At 25.5% G+C, this 20433-nt stretch carries 15 protein-coding genes and 1 CRISPR repeat array; of the genes, 6 read left to right on the top strand and 9 right to left on the bottom strand.

The genetic code is table 11. The annotated features are described in order from the left end of the window. From AS160_RS02100 to AS160_RS02080, 5 genes are read left to right on the top strand one after another with little or no spacing between them, the layout of a single operon-like run. The gene (locus AS160_RS02100; RefSeq protein ID WP_165144338.1) at positions 1–996 is read left to right on the top strand and encodes an SDR family NAD(P)-dependent oxidoreductase; all 996 of its coding nucleotides are present in this window, start codon (positions 1–3) and stop codon (positions 994–996) included. Then, positions 954–2498, top strand: coding sequence for an NAD(P)/FAD-dependent oxidoreductase (locus tag AS160_RS02095; RefSeq protein WP_165144337.1), 1545 nt, complete (start codon positions 954–956; stop codon positions 2496–2498). The genes AS160_RS02100 and AS160_RS02095 overlap by 43 nt, the downstream gene beginning before the upstream one ends. A 4-nt stretch (positions 2499–2502) precedes the next feature. Further along, positions 2503–4026 carry an FAD-dependent oxidoreductase gene (locus tag AS160_RS02090; RefSeq protein WP_165144336.1) on the top strand — a complete coding sequence of 508 codons (1524 nt, stop codon included), beginning with the start codon at positions 2503–2505 and terminating at the stop codon, positions 4024–4026. 9 nt (positions 4027–4035) lie between these two features. Then, positions 4036–4818 carry an EFR1 family ferrodoxin gene (locus AS160_RS02085; RefSeq protein WP_165144335.1) on the top strand — a complete coding sequence of 261 codons (783 nt, stop codon included), beginning with the start codon at positions 4036–4038 and terminating at the stop codon, positions 4816–4818. Continuing rightward, on the top strand, positions 4815–5552 hold the full coding sequence (locus AS160_RS02080; RefSeq protein ID WP_165144334.1) for a SagB/ThcOx family dehydrogenase: 738 nt from the start codon (positions 4815–4817) through the stop codon (positions 5550–5552). Before AS160_RS02085 ends, AS160_RS02080 begins: the two co-directional genes overlap by 4 nt. 5 nt (positions 5553–5557) lie before the next feature. Here the strand turns inward: AS160_RS02080 and AS160_RS02075 are convergent, their stop codons facing one another. The 5 genes from AS160_RS02075 to dnaN are packed head-to-tail and all read right to left on the bottom strand — an operon-like array spanning position 5558 to position 8956. Continuing rightward, on the bottom strand, positions 5558–5815 hold the full coding sequence (locus tag AS160_RS02075) for a hypothetical protein (protein ID WP_165144333.1): 258 nt from the start codon (positions 5813–5815) through the stop codon (positions 5558–5560). 4 nt (positions 5816–5819) lie between these two features. After that, positions 5820–6599, bottom strand: coding sequence for an inositol monophosphatase family protein (locus AS160_RS02070; protein WP_165144332.1), 780 nt, complete (start codon positions 6597–6599; stop codon positions 5820–5822). After that, positions 6599–7273 carry an endonuclease V gene (nfi, locus tag AS160_RS02065; protein ID WP_165144331.1) on the bottom strand — a complete coding sequence of 225 codons (675 nt, stop codon included), beginning with the start codon at positions 7271–7273 and terminating at the stop codon, positions 6599–6601. Before nfi ends, AS160_RS02070 begins: the two co-directional genes overlap by 1 nt. Before the next feature lie 7 nt (positions 7274–7280). After that, positions 7281–7745 (bottom strand): 2-C-methyl-D-erythritol 2,4-cyclodiphosphate synthase, encoded by a 465-nt coding sequence (ispF, locus tag AS160_RS02060; protein WP_165144398.1) that lies wholly within the window; start codon positions 7743–7745, stop codon positions 7281–7283. Further along, positions 7742–8956, bottom strand: a complete 1215-nt coding sequence (dnaN, locus tag AS160_RS02055; RefSeq protein WP_165144330.1) for a DNA polymerase III subunit beta — start codon at positions 8954–8956, stop codon at positions 7742–7744. The genes ispF and dnaN overlap by 4 nt, the downstream gene beginning before the upstream one ends. Positions 8957–9101: 145 nt before the next feature. On the opposite strand from dnaN, the gene AS160_RS02050 reads away from it, so the two are divergent. After that, positions 9102–9815 carry a glycerophosphodiester phosphodiesterase family protein gene (locus AS160_RS02050; protein ID WP_165144329.1) on the top strand — a complete coding sequence of 238 codons (714 nt, stop codon included), beginning with the start codon at positions 9102–9104 and terminating at the stop codon, positions 9813–9815. Between the two features lie 353 nt (positions 9816–10168). Further along, positions 10169–12504: a CRISPR direct-repeat array (repeat unit 29 nt; unit sequence TTTCCATACCTCATAGGTAGGTTAAAAAC). Positions 12505–12915: 411 nt separating this feature from the next. On the opposite strand, the gene AS160_RS02045 is transcribed toward AS160_RS02050, so the two are convergent. From AS160_RS02045 to AS160_RS02030, 4 genes are read right to left on the bottom strand one after another with little or no spacing between them, the layout of a single operon-like run. Beyond that, positions 12916–14274 (bottom strand): sigma 54-interacting transcriptional regulator, encoded by a 1359-nt coding sequence (locus AS160_RS02045; protein ID WP_241244207.1) that lies wholly within the window; start codon positions 14272–14274, stop codon positions 12916–12918. Between the two features lie 15 nt (positions 14275–14289). Then, complete coding sequence (locus tag AS160_RS02040) at positions 14290–15072, bottom strand: hypothetical protein (protein ID WP_165144327.1); 783 nt, start codon at positions 15070–15072, stop codon at positions 14290–14292. Then, the gene (locus tag AS160_RS02035) at positions 15065–19192 is read right to left on the bottom strand and encodes a hypothetical protein (RefSeq protein ID WP_165144326.1); all 4128 of its coding nucleotides are present in this window, start codon (positions 19190–19192) and stop codon (positions 15065–15067) included. Before AS160_RS02035 ends, AS160_RS02040 begins: the two co-directional genes overlap by 8 nt. Before the next feature lie 11 nt (positions 19193–19203). Next, the gene (locus AS160_RS02030; protein WP_165144325.1) at positions 19204–20316 is read right to left on the bottom strand and encodes a putative CRISPR-associated protein; all 1113 of its coding nucleotides are present in this window, start codon (positions 20314–20316) and stop codon (positions 19204–19206) included. Positions 20317–20433 lie beyond the last annotated feature (117 nt).

Below are 20433 nucleotides of genomic sequence, written 5' to 3'. Positions count from 1 at the left end.
ATGAAGAAAAAAATATTTAAATATTGGAAAGAATATAAATGGTCAAATGTTATGGCTATGATAAAAAATATGAGAGAAGAACCTAAAAGATGCGATTTAAGATTTGACAATAAGCTAGTTGTTATAACCGGTGCCACTTCAGGAATTGGCTATTATACAGCTAAAAAATATGCTTCAATGGGTGCAAATTTATTAACTATTAACAGGAATTTGGAAAAATCTAAAAAATTAAAAGAAGAAATAGAGAATGAATTTAATACCAAATGTGATTATTTTATTGCTGATTTAAGCATTTTAAATAATATATATAATACTGCAAATTATCTATTATCTTTAGATACTAATATAGATGTTTTAATTCATAATGCTGGAGTTTTTTATACAAAAAAGAAAATAACAAAAGATGGTTTAGAAGAAAATTTTGTTGTACATTTTCTTGCTCCGTTTATTATTAATAATATATTGCTTGATAAATTTAATAAACAAGGTAAAGGTAGAATTATCCTTGTTAGTTCTGAAGGGTATAGATTTTCTGTATGGGGTCCTGATCTAGATGACTTGATGTTTGAAAAAAATAAGTATAGTGGTTTAAAAGGGTATGGTAATGCAAAAATATGCCAAATTTTAACTATGCACATATATTCAAAACTATTAAATGGACCAACAATAATTGCTATGCATCCTGGTGCTGTAAAAACTAATACAGGAAAAGATAATGGAAAAACTTATAAATTATTTAAAAGTACTTTTATTGATTCTTTTTCAAAAACTCCAGAAATATCTGCAGAAGCATTATATTATTTAGGAGTTTCTCCAGAAATGGAAAATGTTACTGATAAATTTTTCCATCTTACAAAAGAAGAAGAATTAACACCACCAGCTAAAGATATGGAAATAGCATGTAAATTATGGGATTTATCTGTTAAAATTGCAAAATTAGAAGGAGTGAGCTTATGTCAAAAGTCATTGTTGTCGGAGGAGGAATCTCTGGCTTAACATCTGCAATTTATTTAGCGCGTGCTGGTAAAAATGTATTATTAATCGAAAAAAATAACTCTTGTGGTGGCCTTTTTAATTCATTTTATAGAAATGGATTTAGATTTGAAGGTGGCGCTAGAGCAATAGTAAATTCAGGTTTAGTTAAACCTATGATTGAAGAGTTGAATATAGATTTAAAATTTTATCCTAATCCAATTACATTGAGAGTTGAAAATGAACAAATTGTTGTTAAGGGCGAAGACAGTATTGAAGATTATACTATGCTATTAAAAAAATTATATCCTAATAGCTCAAAGTATATTGACAATATTATAAAAGAAATAAAAAAAATAATTGAAGATATGAAAGTATTGTATGGAGTAGATAATCCTTTATTTAAAAAAAACAAAGCATTATTAATACCTCGTTTAATAGCGTGGGTATTTAAGTTTATTCATACCATGTATAGAATTAACAAATTAAATATGCCATTTGAAGAGTATTTGAAAAAACTTTCTAAAGATAATTCATTAAATGATATTATTGGACAACATTTCTTTAAAAATACACCAACATTTTTCGCATTTAGTTATTTTGCACTGTATAATGATTATCTTTATCCAGAAGGTGGTATGGGCAATTTAGTAGAAAAATTAGTGGAAAAATTTTTAGAATTTGGCGGAAAAACATTGTATAATACAAAAATTGTCAAAATAAATCCTGAGAATAATTCAATAGAAGATGAATATGGGAAAGTATATTATTATGATAATTTAATTTGGGCAGCGGATTTAAAATATTTATATAATAATATTAACTCTAATAGCAATAAATTTAATATTAAAAAGAAAAAAATTTTAGCATCAAAAGGTGCAGAATCTGTGTTTTCAATTTTTTTAGGCGTTGATGAACCATATGAAACATTTGAAAAAATTCATACATGCCATGTATTTTATACACCATTTAAAAAAGGATTGGGTGAGTTAAAAGATTCAACATATATTTTAGAAAATTGGAATAGCATTTCTAAACAAGACAAAATTAATTGGATAATTAATTATTGTAAATATAATACATTTGAAATTTCTATACCTTCTTTAAGAGAACCTTCTGCTTCCCCTGAAGGAAAAACTGGTATTATAATTAGTTTCTTATTTGATTATAATATAACTAAAAAAATAAAAGATGAAGGTTGGTACAATGAATTTAAGAAGTTAATAGAAGATACAGTTATTTCTATATTATCAGAAAATTTGTATATAGGTTTAAAAGATAAGATAATACTTAAATTTTCTGCATCACCACTAACTATAGAAAATACTGTATTAAGTTCAGAAGGGTCTATAGTAGGCTGGGCTTTTGATCAAGAATTACCTGTGACAAATCATATATTTTATTTGAGTAAATCAATTAAAACTCCATTTAAAAACATATATAATGTTGGAAAATGGGTATATAGTCCTGCAGGTGGCCCAACTGCTATAATGACAGGCAGAATTGCAGCTAATGCTATTAGGTGATAATATGAAAACAATTATTGTAGGTGGGGGTATTTCAGGATTAACAGCTGCTTGTTTTTCAAATGATTTATATAAAAAAAGAGATGTGTTGTTAATAGAAAAAAATAGTAAATGTGGTGGATTAGTTAATACATTTACAAGGGATGGTTTCAGATTTGAGGGCGGAGTTAGAGCTCTTTTAAATTCTGGAATAATATTTCCTATGTTAGAAAAATTAAATATAGAATTAGAAACTCTACCAAATAAGGTTTCTATGGGAATTGAGGATAAAATAATTCATATAAGAGATGAAAATAGTATTTTAGATTATGAATTAATGTTAAAAGAATTATATCCTGAAAACTCTAATGAAATATCTAATTTAATAAAAATTATTAAAAAAACGATGGATAATTTAAAAATATTGTATAGTGTAAAAAATCCACTTTTTGCAAATACTAAAGATTATATAAATTATTTACCTTGGTTGTTTAAAGCTATTAAGGTTTTTGCTGCTATGAAAAACTTGAATGAACCTATTGAGGAGTTCTTAAAAAAAAGAATATCCAATAATTCTTTAATAGATATTATTGATCAACATTTTTTTAAATATATTCCTTCATTTTTTGCTTTAAGTTATTTTTATATTTACTCAGATTATTTCTATCCAAAAGGTGGAGTTGGTGTATTATCAGAAAAATTGGAACAAAAATTTTTAGAAAATAATGGAAAAATATTATATAACACAGAAATTATATCAATTGATGTAAATAAAAAATATGTTGTTGATCAAAATGGTGAAAAGTATTATTATGATAAGCTAATTTGGGCAGCAGACTTAAAAAATTTATATACAATGGTTTATGTTAACAACAATAAGTTTATAGAAGAAAAAGAAAAAATTTTAGCAGCAGAACCTGCTGAATCAGTTTATACTGTATATGTGGCAGTTGATGAGCCTCCTGAAACCTTTTCAAAAATTTCTAATGGACATTTCTTCTATACACCTTCAAAAAGAGGTTTAGGTGAAATTCATAAATCTGAGTTAGAAAAAATAATACAAAATGGCAAAAAAGAAGATATTATTGAATGGATAGAGAAATTTGCTAAATATAATACATATGAAATATCAATACCAGTATTAAAAGATATAGACGCAGCTCCAAAAGGCAAAACTGGATTAATTATTAGCACATTATTTGATTATAGGCTTGTTAAAAAATTATATAATGATGGATGGTATGATGAATTCAAAGGTTATATGGAAAAGCATTTTATTGAAACATTATCTAATATTTATCCCATGTTAAAAGATAAAATTATTTTTAAGTTTTCTGCTACTCCATTAACAATAGAAAATTATGCTGATACATATAATGGTTCTATTATAGGTTGGTCATTTAAAGATAAATTACCAATAGTAAATAGTTTAAGTAAATCAGCTTTAACTTCTATTCCAAATGTATATAAGGCAGGAAAATGGGCATATAGTCCATCAGGTATTCCGATGGCAATTTTAACAAGCAAAATTGCTGCAGATAAGATTTGAGGTGATTAAATGATTATGATGGCTTATTTTTCAGGAACGGGAAATACTGAGTATGTTTCAAAGCTATTAAAAGAGAAGTTAGAATCTATGGGGAAAAAAGTTGAAATAACAAAAATTACTTTAAAAAATTATGATTATTCTGTAGATGATTGCGAATTATTTATATTATTATATCCAATACACTCTTTTGATGTTCCTTGGCCAGTATATAAATGGTTAAAGAAAACAAAGTTAAATAATATAAAAACTGCTATTTTAACTGTATCAGCTGGAGCTTTTATTCCTCCAAATAGTGGATCAAGAATAAAGTTAAAGAGATTTTTTAAAAGTCGTAATTGTGAAGTTTTTTATGAAGATGATATTCAAATGCCATTAAATTGTATAAAACCTATGGAAGAAAATGAAATATATCAAATTTTAGATAAACTACCTGATAAAATTGATGAAATTGCTAATAATATTTTAAACAATGTGCATAAAAACACAAAACCACATTTTAAAGGAATAATGTTGTCTAAAGTGGCTATATTTCAAAATTTATTTGCAAAAATATTTGCAAAGGGGTATATTGTTAATGATAATTGCAATTTATGTCAATGGTGCATAAAAAATTGTCCTACTAACAATATTTCATTAAAAGATGGAAAAATAAAATTCGGATTAAATTGTTCTCTTTGTTTAAAATGCTTATATAATTGTCCTCAAAATGCTATTGAACAAAAAAAGTATTCTTTTATGGTTTTTAAAAATGTATACAATTTGAAAAATTATTTATCGGAGGTGAAAAAATGAAGAAATGTGGAAGAGAAATATTAAAATCAAATTGGAAAGCACTAGAAACTGAGAAACCTGATAAAGCTAAAAATATACCTATTCCACCATATATTAAACCATATGATGAAAATGGTGAGTTTATAGATTTATTGCCACCAGAATATATAAAACTTGGTAATATTGATATTCGAAATATTTTGGAAAATAGAAAAAGTAGGAGATCTTTCCAAGATAAATCATTAACTTTGGAAGAATTATCTTATTTATTATATTATACTCAAGGGGTTAAAAATATAGTAAAAGACATGGTGACTTTCAGAACTGTACCTTCTGCAGGTGCAACACATCCTTTAGAAACTTATTTAATTATTTTTAATGTAGAAGGTATTGAAAAAGGAATATATAGATATATTCCAACAATACATAAGTTATTATTAATTAAAAAAGGAGATTTTTCAAAGGATATAGTTGATGCAACAATAGGTCAAACATTTTTAGGTAAAAGTGCTGTAGTTTTTGTTTGGACAGCCATTCCATATAGAACAGAATGGAAATATTCATTTGAATCACACAAAACCATTGCAATAGATGCGGGTCATGTATGTCAAAACTTATATTTAACAGCTGAATCAATTAATTGTGGAACTTGTGCTGTTGCAGCATATGATCAAGAGAGTATGGATAAACTAATAGGCGTAGATGGAAATGATGAATTAGTAGTTTATTTAGCTCCAGTTGGTAAAATAAAATAGTGGATTTACTCCACTATTTTATTTATTCTTTCTATAAAAAATTCTCTATCTATTGGTGTAAAAATTTCTTGTGGATATAAATATATATTAGCAAAAATTTCATCTATGGGATCGATAACTATTTTTAAATTTGTTCCATTAATATAATCAACAATTTCTTTAAGTAATTTTACAGAATTCTTGTTATCTGTGTTTATCTTAAATCTCCACGTCTCAATTTTTTCTCCTTTTATTTCCAAAACTTCTACATCATATTTTTCCACAAAATCACTCCTTTAATATTCTATATACTTCATCTATATTTTCTTTAAATGTTGCTATTATTTCTCCTTTTGAAATATCAAATTCTTTTTGATGAATACTATAAACCTCCATACCTGCTTCTTTTGCTATTAAAACTCCTGCAGCTAAATCCCATGGACCAAGACCATATTCCCAATATCCATCTATTTTTCCTTCTGCTAACATACATAATTCACCAGCTGCACTACCTAAAATTCTAACCTCATGAATGTTTTTTTGAATTTTTGCAATAGCATCATATGCTTTTTTAAATAATTCTTCTTCATATGGCCAACCTGTAACAAACATTGATTCTGATAATTTCTTATTATCATTCCTAAACAATTTAACTCCATTTAAATATGATCCTTTACCTTTTTCTGCATAATACAATTTATCAATTTCTGGTAAATAAACCACTCCATATTTTATTTCTCCATCATCTAACATTCCAATTGAAACAGAATAAAAATCCATTCCATGTACATAATTTAATGTACCATCTAAAGGATCTATAACAAATACTTTTTTCCCATGTTTTAATATTCTTTTATCACCATTCCATGTTTCTTCTGCTAAAATAATTGCATCTGAAAATTCATTCATAATAATATCTATTATTATTTTTTGTGATTCCAAATCTGCTTCACTTACTAAATCCGAAGAAGATTTTTTTGTTTTAATATTTTTTAATTTTTTCTTTTTCGTCAATAATATGTCCCCCGCTTCTTTTGCAGCTTTTATCATTACTTGCAAAATATCCATTATATCACCTCATTTTTTATCTTTTGAGAATAATAATGAGCTAGTCTAGTCGGTTCAGGTATTTTATACTTTGTAGTATATTTCAAAGTTATATCTTTGGATTCATCAACTGTAATATAATTTCCTGGAGATACAAAAACAGGTTTTACTTTTTCTCTTGTTCTTAATACAACTCCTATTTCGTTATCTTCAGTGTCGTATAAATAAGAAAAGCATCCTTTTTTCGTGCATGGTTCTATATATTTGCCGTATAATCTAGATTTTGCTATTCCTATTGTAGGAAGATCTATAAAAAATGAGGCATGTGCTGCTATCCCCATCTTTCTTGGATGAGCAATACCTTGTCCATCAAAAAAAACTAAATCTGGTTTAGTTTTTAATTTTTTCCATGCATTTATAAAAACTGGTAATTCTCTAAAAGCTAATAATCCTGGTATATAGGGAAATTCTATTTTTTGAATATGATATACTAATTCAATTTCATTAAAATTATTATCGATAACAATAATAATAGAAATACCAAATTCACCCAAAAAAGATAAATCAACTCCTGCTACAATTTCAGGAGTTTTACCATATATTTTTAACTCTAATTTATCAACTAAGTTATTTTGTATTTCTATACATTTCTCCACAGTTAATTCTTTAAAGTCATGTATATTATTTATTTTCATTGTTTAATTAATATTCTATTAAAACAACAGCATATGCTTCAATACCTTCGTTTTTACCACCAATACCCAGTCCATTTCCAGATTTTCCTTTAACATTAATTTGAGAAATATCTATATTCATTAATTCTGCTAAGGTTTTTTTTATCTCTAACTTATACTTATTTAGTTTTATATATGAAGTAACTACGGTAGAATCTATATTAATTATTTTTATGCCATTTAGTTTTTCCATTGTTTTTTTTAATAAGATTTTACTATCTATATTTTTAAATTCTTCTGTTTCAGGAAATAATTCACCTATATTTTCCATCCCCAATGCACCTAATAATGCATCAATAATAGAATGAATAAGGACATCCCCATCAGAATGTCCTTTTAATCCTTTATTAGAAGGTATTTCAACTCCACCTATATATAACTTTTTATTATCTTCAAATGGATGAACGTCATAACCAAATCCTACTCTCACTATTTCAACCTCACAGGCATTACAATATACATATATGAATCATCACCTACAGGTTTTATCATTGTTTGAGAACTTTCACTTGTTATATTGAATTCTACTTCTGATGTTCCAATATGATCTATTGCTTCTCTCAAATATTTAGGTGAATAAGCTATCATAATATCTTCGCCTTCTTTTTCTATTTCCAATTCTTCTACAGCAAGACCAACTTCAGGTGATTTTGCCGTTAATTCCATTATATTATCTTTAATTTCCATTTTTATTTGATCATTTTTTGCAGCTATAGATACCCTTTTTAATACATTTAATAATAAATCAGTTGATGTTATTACTTTTGTTTTAAATGCTTGAGGAATAATTCTCACGTAATCTGGAAATGTAGCATCTACTACATTTAAAATAATTTCTATATTTTCTTCATCTAAGAAAAATAATACCCTTGAACCATCAAAGAATAATTCTATTTCTTCTGTTTTAGAACTTCTTAATACATTTAATAATTCTTCCATACTTTTTAATGATAACAAGAATGATGGTGGAGTATTAACAATATCCATTGATAATTCTGCTAATGCTAATCTATATCCATCAGCTGCTACTAAAGTTAAATAACCACCTTCTCTAAAATCCCAATATACACCATTTAAATTTCTTGTCATGTTTTCTGAGTCCTTCAATGAACAGAAAATTACTTTTTCTATCATTGATAATAACTTTTGTCTATCAAAAGTTATTAATCCTTCTTCTACCTTATTTGGTACAATTTCAGGAAATTCTTCCGGATTCATAGTAGGAAGTAAGAATTCAGATTTTCCTGCAATAACCTTAATATTTTTATTTTCTAAATAAATATTTATATTTTCAAAACTTAAATTTTTAATGATATCTATAAAATAAGATGCATCTACTACAAATTCTGGTTTTATATTTTCATCTGAAATTTCTTCAAATAAAGTTTCTGTTTCTGCACCTTCTTCTATATTTTCTACAAACAAATCTTCATTTATATTTTCTACTTTTTCCACTATTATATTTTTTATTAACCCATGAAATGCAGTTTGTAAATCTGTAGCGTATAAATGTAAATCATTATCTTTAACAGAAAATTTAAATCCAGATAAAATAGGATTTGTTGTTTTTTTTGCTACTGCTTTTGATGCCATATCCATTAAATTATTTAATTTGCTTCTTTCTACTTCTAATTTGTATATCATAATAAATTTCCTCCTCTAATTTGTTTTTTCTTATCTTTATTTTACAACAAAGTTCATGCAAAAATCAAGTTAAATATAACATAATAATCTTTTTAATAAAATTATAGTATAATTTATATATCAAAATAAAAAAGGAGAGGATATTGTGGCAAAAGAACGTCCAGTTATATTAGGTCATAGAGGATATAGAGCTAAATATCCGGAAAATACTATTTTAGCTTTCAAAAAAGCAATAGAATATGGTGCAGATGGTGTGGAATTAGATGTTCAACTATCAAAAGATGGAGCATTGATAATTTATCACGATGATAATTTTGAAAAAATCACTGGAGATAATACAAAAATTATTGATTTAACTTCTAAAGAAATTAAGAAAATTAAAAACGGCGGAGAGCCAATACCAACTTTAGAAGAAGTATTTATTAAATTACCAGATTATTCATATATTAATGTTGAAATAAAAAATATTAATGCTACTGAAATGGCATACAATACTGTAAAAAGTTTTAATGCATTAGAAAGAGTGCTATTTTCTTCTTTTAATGTAGATGCTCTTAGAATATTAAGAAAATTAGATAAGGATTTAGATTTAGGGTTGTTAATTGAGGAAAAAGAGATGGTTGATCAAATTATACCTCTTCATAATGAATTAAATTTTTATTCTATTAATTTACCAGTAGAAGGTATAAAAATGTTTGGTTTGGAGAATTATAAGAATTTAATTTCTAAATTAATGGAATTAGGACTTCATATAGTAATATGGACATTAAATGATATTGAAACTTTAAAAAGTTTAGATGGATATCTTGATGCTATTATTACTGATAATGTTGAAACTATTGTTGAATATTATAATTAATCGCATTTATTATAATTAATTTTATCTATTATAAAAATAACATAGCGGCAATAGCTGCTATGTTATTTTTTTACTAACATTAATTCATATAACAATTTGATTATAGACAAAACTAATTTTATTCAAAAAATAATATGTTTTATTTTTATTATAAAATACTTATTCTATACTTTATAGTTTATCTAAATTTTTAATTAGTCTTCATTAAGATTGATTAATTCATATAACATTTCATCTTATTTTAGATACAATGATACACAAATATTCTGCAATATTCACTTCTATTTACTGATAATTTCTTTTTAAATTATACATAAACTTCCAATAATTTTTCAGCATTACTTTTTATTATTATCTTTATACTTTATAGATAGGTTTAAAGACTCTCTTCATCTTTTCTGAATTAAATATCTCTACTTTATTTCCATACCTCATAGGTAGGTTAAAAACATTGTTAAAGTATTTGATGAAGTAAATAACATAGAAGTTTCCATACCTCATAGGTAGGTTAAAAACAAAATATAGTAAGAGTTATAAACGATTCGAAATACTGTTTCCATACCTCATAGGTAGGTTAAAAACATATTCTAAGACGGCTTAGTGCCGTCTTTTTTTTATCTGTTTCCATACCTCATAGGTAGGTTAAAAACTTGAAATTAGCAAATGGGTTAGTGTTCTTGTATAATGATTAGTTTCCATACCTCATAGGTAGGTTAAAAACTTAATTGACAATAAGGGCGAATTAGACGGTGAACTATTAGTTTCCATACCTCATAGGTAGGTTAAAAACCTATTTGTAAGGAACTGTGGGTGGTTTACAAACACCACGTTTCCATACCTCATAGGTAGGTTAAAAACTTTATCTTGGGTAGTTTTGCAGGCATGCTGGCCATGGGTTTCCATACCTCATAGGTAGGTTAAAAACCTTTTTTATTTCAGCGGGTCTTGTAGGGCCTGCTTTTATTTGTTTCCATACCTCATAGGTAGGTTAAAAACTAATATATGCAAACATTAACTGGGAAGATATAAATAGAGTTTCCATACCTCATAGGTAGGTTAAAAACGTTTTACAAGTAATGGTTTTAGAACCGAAATAAGAGTTTCCATACCTCATAGGTAGGTTAAAAACTTTCATCAGCAAAAAAAGCTCTTCTAGAATATGCCAAGTTTCCATACCTCATAGGTAGGTTAAAAACGAAAATCCTTGATTATAAAGGTGGGTGGCTTACTTGTTTCCATACCTCATAGGTAGGTTAAAAACCCTGTAGAAGCCGCCATCAAGGCGGCTGTTCAACAGCCGTGTTTCCATACCTCATAGGTAGGTTAAAAACATTTTTTCTAATTCTGCTAAATTGTAGGCTAAATTTGTTTCCATACCTCATAGGTAGGTTAAAAACCAAAAATACTTTTCGGAATAGCTGATGAATTAGTAATAGTTTCCATACCTCATAGGTAGGTTAAAAACTTAAAACACCATCGTTGGAAACATTTGCTACCCTTTTGGTTGTTTCCATACCTCATAGGTAGGTTAAAAACCGGATCACCCCGTGATTGGAGGGGTGCTACCTGGCCTGTTTCCATACCTCATAGGTAGGTTAAAAACGAGTATTACAAACATTATGGAAAATATCCAGAAAAATATGGTTTCCATACCTCATAGGTAGGTTAAAAACTTAAAAAAACGATAGAAGAACCATCGTTGGAATCATTTGGTTTCCATACCTCATAGGTAGGTTAAAAACCTTGATAGTTGCAAAGCAGTTGAAGATGCCTATATAGTTTCCATACCTCATAGGTAGGTTAAAAACCCGGGGAGGTGAAATTATGTGGAATGTAAGCTTAAAGTTTCCATACCTCATAGGTAGGTTAAAAACCTGTAAAAATGATTGTGAAAATTTGAACTTTAAAAATTTCGTTTCCATACCTCATAGGTAGGTTAAAAACAAAAAATAGCGTCTTGGAATGTCTACAATGAAATATTGGAGTTTCCATACCTCATAGGTAGGTTAAAAACTAGAGCAGGAGGATTTAGAAAACCCAAGTCGTACTTTGTTTCCATACCTCATAGGTAGGTTAAAAACTTTAAAAGCAAGAAAAACAAAATGAATACTTTTGCAAGTTTCCATACCTCATAGGTAGGTTAAAAACTAGAATCACAGGTTACTACATAGGGTCGCCTACTGATGTTTCCATACCTCATAGGTAGGTTAAAAACTATATAGGATCACCCCGAGATTGGAGGGGTGCTACCTGTTTCCATACCTCATAGGTAGGTTAAAAACCCAAATAGGGACTTCGTAAAAGAAGTCATCTTGAAAAAGTTTCCATACCTCATAGGTAGGTTAAAAACATGAAAACTCCAGAAACGATATGAATTTTATAATAGGGGGTTTCCATACCTCATAGGTAGGTTAAAAACGCTTTATACCCATCACAAAACAGGAAGATACATCTTCGTTTCCATACCTCATAGGTAGGTTAAAAACAATTTTAAAGTAGAAAAAGGTAAAGTAAGAGGTAAGTGTTTCCATACCTCATAGGTAGGTTAAAAACTTATTTTAAAATTAAAGAATGAAGCTTTTGAAATTTTTGGTTTCCATACCTCATAGGTAGGTTAAAAACTAATTTAACAAATAAATATGAAGCAACATCAAAATTTGTTTCCATACCTCATAGGTAGGTTAAAAACACGTAGAAATACTGATTATTATTATAACACCTTTTCTTTTCATTTCCTTTATCGTGCAGTTTACCTAATGTAAAATTGCTCAACAATTATATTTTTAGAACTTTATTCGCTTTCCGGATCCCCCCTATTTTTCCTCATTTTTTATGAATTAACCTAAACGTTACATGGTTACAAAATTGTGATTCATTAATAATAATATTTTTAGACGATTTTTATTTCCCCGGATCTCACACTGTAATTCGTATATCAAACTTTATTTTATTTAACAATATTTCTTTTTTATTATTTAATAGATAAATAATTATTAAATATATAAAATTATGTTTTTTAAAACGCATTTAAGTAAAAATTTTACAAATATATTTTGTGTTTTATAATAAATCAGCTCCTATTTAATAGGAGCCGATTTTTTTAATAAACTATATGTTTTTCTAATATTATATTTAAATTTTCAGAAGAAGCCAAATTTACTGCATTTTTTAGAATACCTTCTAGCTCTCTAAAATTACCTGGATAATCATAATTTTCCAATTTTTCTATTGCTTCTAACGATATTTTTTCTATTAAATATGTATCATTCTCATTGTCATAATAATTTATATATGGATTTAATAATATAAAATTAATTAAAAATCTTAAGTCTTCACGTCTTTCCTTTAAAGAAGGTATTTTTATTTTATATTTAAATCTATAATATAAATCTTCTCTAAAATTACCATTATTTATTTCTTTTTTTAAATTTTTATTAGTTGCAGAAATGATAAAAGCGGGAGCTAATAAAGGTGATCCATCTAATCCTTCTGGTCTAATTCTAAAATCATCTAAATATAACAACAATTTTGTTTGAACATCTTCAGGAATTTCTGCAATTTCATCTAAAAAAATACATTTTCCTATATTAGATAATATCTTTCCCTTTCTATCTTTAGCATCTGTATAAGCACCTTCTCTAGTCCCAAACAATTCTGAATCAATTAAATTTTTTGAAATATTTGATAGAGAAAATTTGTATATGCTATTACTTATGGCATTCGATATAATTTCTGCTATTAATGTTTTCCCAGTTCCAGTCTCTCCTTCTATTAATAATGAAGGCAAAAATATTTTTCTATCATATTTTGATAATTCTTTATCTAAATTTTTTATGCTTTTTCCCTTTATTTTTTCTTCCATATCATTCAATTCTTTTTTATATTTTTCTTTTGTATTATTAAAATCCTTTATTATTTCTCTTAATTTTCTAGAAAAATCTTTCATTGCAGGGTCTAAAAATATAGATACATATTTATTTTCTTCGTAGAATTTATATATATTTTCTGTATTAGGGAAAAATTTCCAATTTCTTAAATTTTTATATGGTATATATTTATAAATTTTATTCCCTTCAACTTTTAAATCATAATTCATTTTTCTAATATATTCTTTTAATAATTTTTCAAACTTTCCTAATTCTTCAAATTCATACATTAACCTTTTTTTTCTAAAAATGCCTATTATCTCATATTCTAAAAATTTATCAAATATATTTCCATTTATCTTATCATCAACAATTAAAATTATTTTTTTGTTTTTTAATTCTTCTGTATTTATATTTTTTCTTTTTGCTGGATTTTTTGGTTCCTCTAAAAAACTTTCCTCTATAATACATAACTCCGAAGATTTAAAATCACTATCAAAATATTCATCAATTGATATTCTTTCTTTTTTTTCATCAAACTGAATTTTTAAAGATTCCATTATTTTATTAATATATTCTTCTTTTTTATGCACATATATCAAGATCAATCACTCCCAAAAAAATTTTTTATATTCTTTAAAAATTTTTTCTACTAGATGATTATCAATTAATCTATCTTCATCTTCAACAATTGTATAATAACTTTCATTTATATAACTTTGATTATAATTTCCCTTTTTTCTTTCAATTGCAACTAAAAACTCTCCTATAAATATATTTAAATCATCTTCTTCTTTTATAGCTTCTTTTTTTACATCTCCTTTTTTTAATTGATTGATATAATTGATATTTTCATTAATAAATTTTCTAAACTTTCTATATTTACTAAAAAATGGATTTTCATATTTTCCTTTTTCTTTTACCATTGTTGATAAAGGTACTATATCTCCATTTGGTAATTGAATAGAATAATTAAATCTATAATTTTTATCTAAGGTTAGAATTCCGCCTGATCTATTATCAGATGCTAATGCATAAAATTTTTCTTTTGTTAATGTTTCAAACCAAGGAAAAAAATTTATTATATTTTTTAAATTATTATATAATTTAATATTGTTAGTTAAATTAATTAATTCATATGAATATTTATCCCTCTCTTTTACCTTAATTATTTGAAATCCTATTTTTCTTTTACTGATTCTTTCAGTTTCAGGGTTAACTAAATTTCTTTCATTTTTACTTATTTCTCTTTGCGAATAATCATCTTCATTATTTTCATCAATATCAGATATTATATCTTCTTCTTCAGTATATTTAAATTGAAAATTATTAAAATAAGTTTTATATTTACTAGTTGTTTTTATTTTTGACTGACGTCTTCCTTTATTCATTTATATCCCTCCAAAAAAAAGCATATTCTATTCTTGGATGAGTTTCATTATATAATTTACCTTCTTCCAAATTCTTCATAACATCTAATCCTTTTTCAAATGTCATACATGTCAAAGGCCCTCTTAAATCAATATTATTAAAATATTTATTAACAGACTCAATATTTTTATTATTTTTCAAATATTGAGCAAATAAATACAATAGCTCAAAATAAATAGATTTTGAATTTAATTTGTTAAATATAAATTCTCTTGAATTATTTTGTTTTACATTATCTTTGTTTAATTCCATGTGGAACTTATCTTCAACAGAAATTAAAAATTCCATATATGTATTACTATTAAATGCACTATTAAATATCAAACTGCTTACATTTTGCATGTTTATACCTTTACTTCCTGAATGAAAAGTTTCCATAGATAATTGCGTTCCCCTCTCACCAAGAACATGTCCTGATGATATTCCAATATATTCATTTAAATCAAAATCCTTTAATTTTGATACATCATATCCTAAATATTTCTTACTTACAAAATACATATTCTTCTTCTCTTTTATTTTTGGAGATAATAGTATGAATTTATCTGGTAGAATATCTATATTTTCTGGAGTAATAAAAAGTATTTTATTATTTATTTTCACATATCTGTATAAAAATCTATCTTTACCAAAAACATCTTTAATTTTATTATTTTCATCAAATGATTTATCTAAATTTATTTCAATCTCTTCATACTCTTCAAAATCTCCAACAACCAGCGTACCTAAAAATTCTACTAATTTTCTTGTAAAATATCCAGCATCTGCTACTTTTAATTTTTTATCCATTAAAGTTCTTCTTGCTCTTTTTGCAATACCCTTATTTACATCAAAATACTCTTCAACTTTTAATCCGTGAACAAATCCCTTCCCAAAATCTTCCACACTAATATTTAATTGATTGAATTGTTTATCATTACCTCTACATTTTGATTTTTTTATATCCTGCATACTTTCAGCATCATTAATTATTTCAAAAATACTCAAAGTTAGATTCTTTTCTGTAGCTAGCTTTACATCCTTACCAATTATTTCTTCATTTATTATTCTTTTTATTGAATCATAATCCTCATTTATTATATATTTTCTAATAATTTCACTATAATATTTTTTTATTTCCTTTTTGTTTTTGCCTGTTGTTAAATATCTACCGTATACCATATCTTGATCTATTGAATACAATAATTCACCATCACCTAATTTAAATGCATTCCTTGAAGGTAACATTTTTTTCAATTCATCTTTTATATCTTTATCTAAATCAATATTTGGAAAATATACAGCCATTGTATCTCCATCAAAATCCGCATTAAATCCTTCACAAACATTTATAGGCAATCCTATTGTATAATTATGCCAGAATCTAGGTATAAATGATTGTATAGAATGTCTATGTAATGATGGTTGTCTATTTAAAATAACATATAATTCTTCATTTTCAATATATTTATTTAATAATTTTGCAATTTCAATTCTTTTTTTCTTATTACCTTTAAGAGCACTTCTTAAATCATAATTATCATACTTAAACTCTTTTAACCACTCTACACCAAATTCAATTGGTAAAATTACAGTATCTATATCAACTTTTAAATCATATTCTTCTATATAATTTAAAGGTTGTGGAGTAATTACAGTCCTTCCAGAAAAATGCAATCTTCTAGCTATTACTAAATTTCTTAAATATCCGTCCTTTTTAAATAAATAATTTTTTAAAGCACTTTCTATTTTCTTATTATTATCATTTTCAAAATATTCAATGGATTTTGAAAGTTTGTTATTATCAATGATAAAATATTTGTATTCGTTATCAAAAATACTATCGTTTTTTGAATTTGGTAAATTAGGAGCATCTTTTTTAAAATTTTCATATGATTTTTTAAATAACCCTAAATTATTCATAACAAATTTCACATATGCATTTTTAAAGCCCTCATACATAAAATCATATATATATTCTTCTATATTATCATCTTTAAATAGTTCTTTTATATTATCTTTGAATTCAAACTTTGATTTCATATATTCTGGTGTATATAAATATATATTAAAGTATTTTAATATTTTTTTGAAATGTTCTTCAGGATATTTATGAAATTCTTTTTTAGTATGTTTATCTAAATTCTTCTTAGCAAACAGTTTAGCTAATCTCTTGTTATTATATGAATATATAGACCAAAACTCCATTTCGCCAAACCTTTGACCACCTTGTCTAGATTTTCCTTTTAATGGTTGCCAATTAATTTCCCCTTCTCGCGCAAAAGATACTACATGTATTTTATCCCTAACACAATGATCTAATCTAACTAAATATTGAAATCCTGATGTCAAATACCATTCATTATTGTTATATAAAACTTTAAATCTTCCATAATTATCAGATCCCAATTTTTTTAATTCTTTTAATAATTTATCCTTATATTCAAAACCATTTTTAAATGAATCTACACCATTATCAAAGTCCCTAAAATCACCAAACTTTTTAGCCATTGAAAAATGAACTTCATATAATTGTCCTATATTCATTCTTGAAACAACACCTAATGGACTTAAAATAACTTCTACTGGATATTCATTATTATTTATTACTACTTTAGGCATTTCATCATCAGGAACAATTAAAGAAATTGTTCCTTTATTTCCATGCCTTCCCATAATTTTGTCTCCAACTTCCAAAGGTTTTTTTACCAAGAATTCAATTCTAATATCTATCATTCTTTTTGAATCTTTTTCATAATTTTCATATGGAAGCTCTGGAAAATCTGGTATATTTTTAACTTGAGCATCATATTTTCCGTTATAATATATTGTTTTTATTAACTTTTTATTGTCATATATTTCCATTATTTTATCTTTATATGATACCCAATCACCCTCATTTACTTTCCATACTATTTCTTGTATATCATTTTTATTTCTTTTATATATCCATTTATTTCCTTTTTTTTCTGGATGTTTATCCTCTTTTACTTCTAAAGTATATTTTTCTTCTTCTAAAACATCTGTCTCCATTTTTTTTGCAAAACTTTCAGATACTACTATACCATCTTCAAAATTAAAACCTTTAAAAAGACCATATACAACTAAAGCATTAATTCCTATATTATCTAATTCATTACCTGTAAATATAATAGGCTTCTCTGCATTATTTAATTTTATTGCTTGTTTTAAATTTTTTGAACCCATTAATATTCTTGCTCCATCTGAATGTAAAATAAAAGGAATTTGACTAGTTGCAAAAGATAAAATATTTTTACTTTTATTAAAATTTAATTTTTCAAAGTCATATGTTAAATCATCATATACCAAACTCAATGTAAGCCCTATTTTTTCAGATTCAGGTGTTTCTAAAAAATCTACAATTCCACCATGACTTTCATGTGGTAATCTCATAAATTCATTTACTTTTTCATTTGGATATACTACTTTCCTTGGATTTGTATAATATTCTATATAATTTAATTCATCTGGTTCAAAAAATATAGGAATTTTTTGATAAATATATTTTTCATTTTTTGATAAATAATATTTATAGTATTTTACACCTATTGTTTTAGATAATTCGTTTATATAATTACCTTTTACTCCTGTTTCTTTAATATTTTTTTTCCTTTTTCTTTCTACAGAATTCACTATTCTAAAAAATGTTGATAATACCGCTAAATAATATCCTTGCATAATAATTGCATTTGATAAATCAAGATATTTTTTATCATTTTCCATATCTTCACGTTCAAATTTATCAAATATTACAAATGGTGAATATAATCTTCTATTCGCAGAATAAAAATATCCATCTTTATCAGGTATTAGTATTAATATATTTTCATATGAATCTTTTTCTTCATCTTTAAAATAATATTTTATATTATATAGGTAGCCTGTTAATTTCTCTTTACCATCTATATTTGAATAAACTTCCCTCTTATTCAAAAATTTAAATTTTGATCTTTTTATATTTTCAATAATTTTATCATTTAATTCACCTATATTTTCTTCTTCTAGCTTTTTGAGAATTTTCTTGAAAAATATATCTATAGTTTTTTCAAAATCTATACTCTCAAAACATTTAAAATCCATACCAATCCTCCTTAAAATTTATTACTTAAATATTCCTCTAATTTAATTTTTATTATTTCTAATTCTTTTTCATCACGTGCGGTTGTTTCCGCTTCCAAATGTATTATCCCTTGTTTTGTTTGTAATATAATTATTAAATTATTTCCCCTTATCTTCACTTTAGCTTTAGAAGATTTTTCACTTAAGGAAAATCTTAAAACTCTGATTTTTTCAATATATTCAAATTCCTCAAAAACTTTTTTTAAATTATATTTATTTATTAATTCTTTAGAATGTCCTTCTGATTCACTACTTAAAAGTAACAAGTTATTTTCTCTTTTTTTAAGAGCTATTTTATCTGATAAATAAAAGAATTCATTTTTTATACTTTCAATATATATTTGTCCCATGGGGCTAATTGATATATATTTCTCATTATCAATTGAAATAATATCAAAAAATATTCTAGCTTCTTTAGATAATGATTTATATATTGATTCATATTCCAAAAATAATTTTATATCATCATTTAATTCTTCAAATAAATCTCTGCATATAAAATATAAATTTGGATCCAAATGTAATGGTAAAGGTTCTAACTCTATAACTTCTGGAAATCTTTCAAATCTATAATATACTGGAACCTTTAACCCTTGTCCCAAAGCTAGAGCAAAAGCTATTTGTGCTTTATATCCACCTGTAGCATTAATTATTACACTTCCATAATGTTGTCTTATTATACTAGCCATATTTTTTATTAAATTTTTTAATCCATACATTTTAAAATCATATGGATTTGAATCATCTAATTTATAGCTCACTTTAACTTCAACTTTTTCAAAACTATATTCCGATTTTTCAAAAAAATTCTTTAATATATTTCCAATTTTTTTTCCATCTAGAGTATCAGAAACCAAAAAATATAAATTTTTTCTATTGGTTAAATAACCTTTTTTTAAAATGCTTATTATTGAATTTATTTCAGCACCAAACCCCCTATAATTTTCTGGATCTTCTTTTAAATTCAAAAAATAATTAACAATTTCCTCCGATTTATTTTTTTCATATAATCCTTTTAATGTTTCATTAGTTCTTAAATTACTTAAAAGACTAGCACCAACAGTACTTATTAACGTATCACTCATTATAATTCCTCCTTTTGATATTTATTTTTAAAAAAGCATTCTAATTCTGAGTTATTATTAGTAATTCTATTCCTCCATGCACAAAAGGTGCTCTGAATAGTCTGACTAACTTTGGTA

Source organism: Marinitoga sp. 38H-ov, from assembly GCF_011057715.1.
Classification (GTDB): Bacteria; Thermotogota; Thermotogae; order Petrotogales; family Petrotogaceae; genus Marinitoga.
Note: the sequence above shows the minus strand (reverse complement) of the source record. Positions and strands in the feature narration are given on the sequence as shown.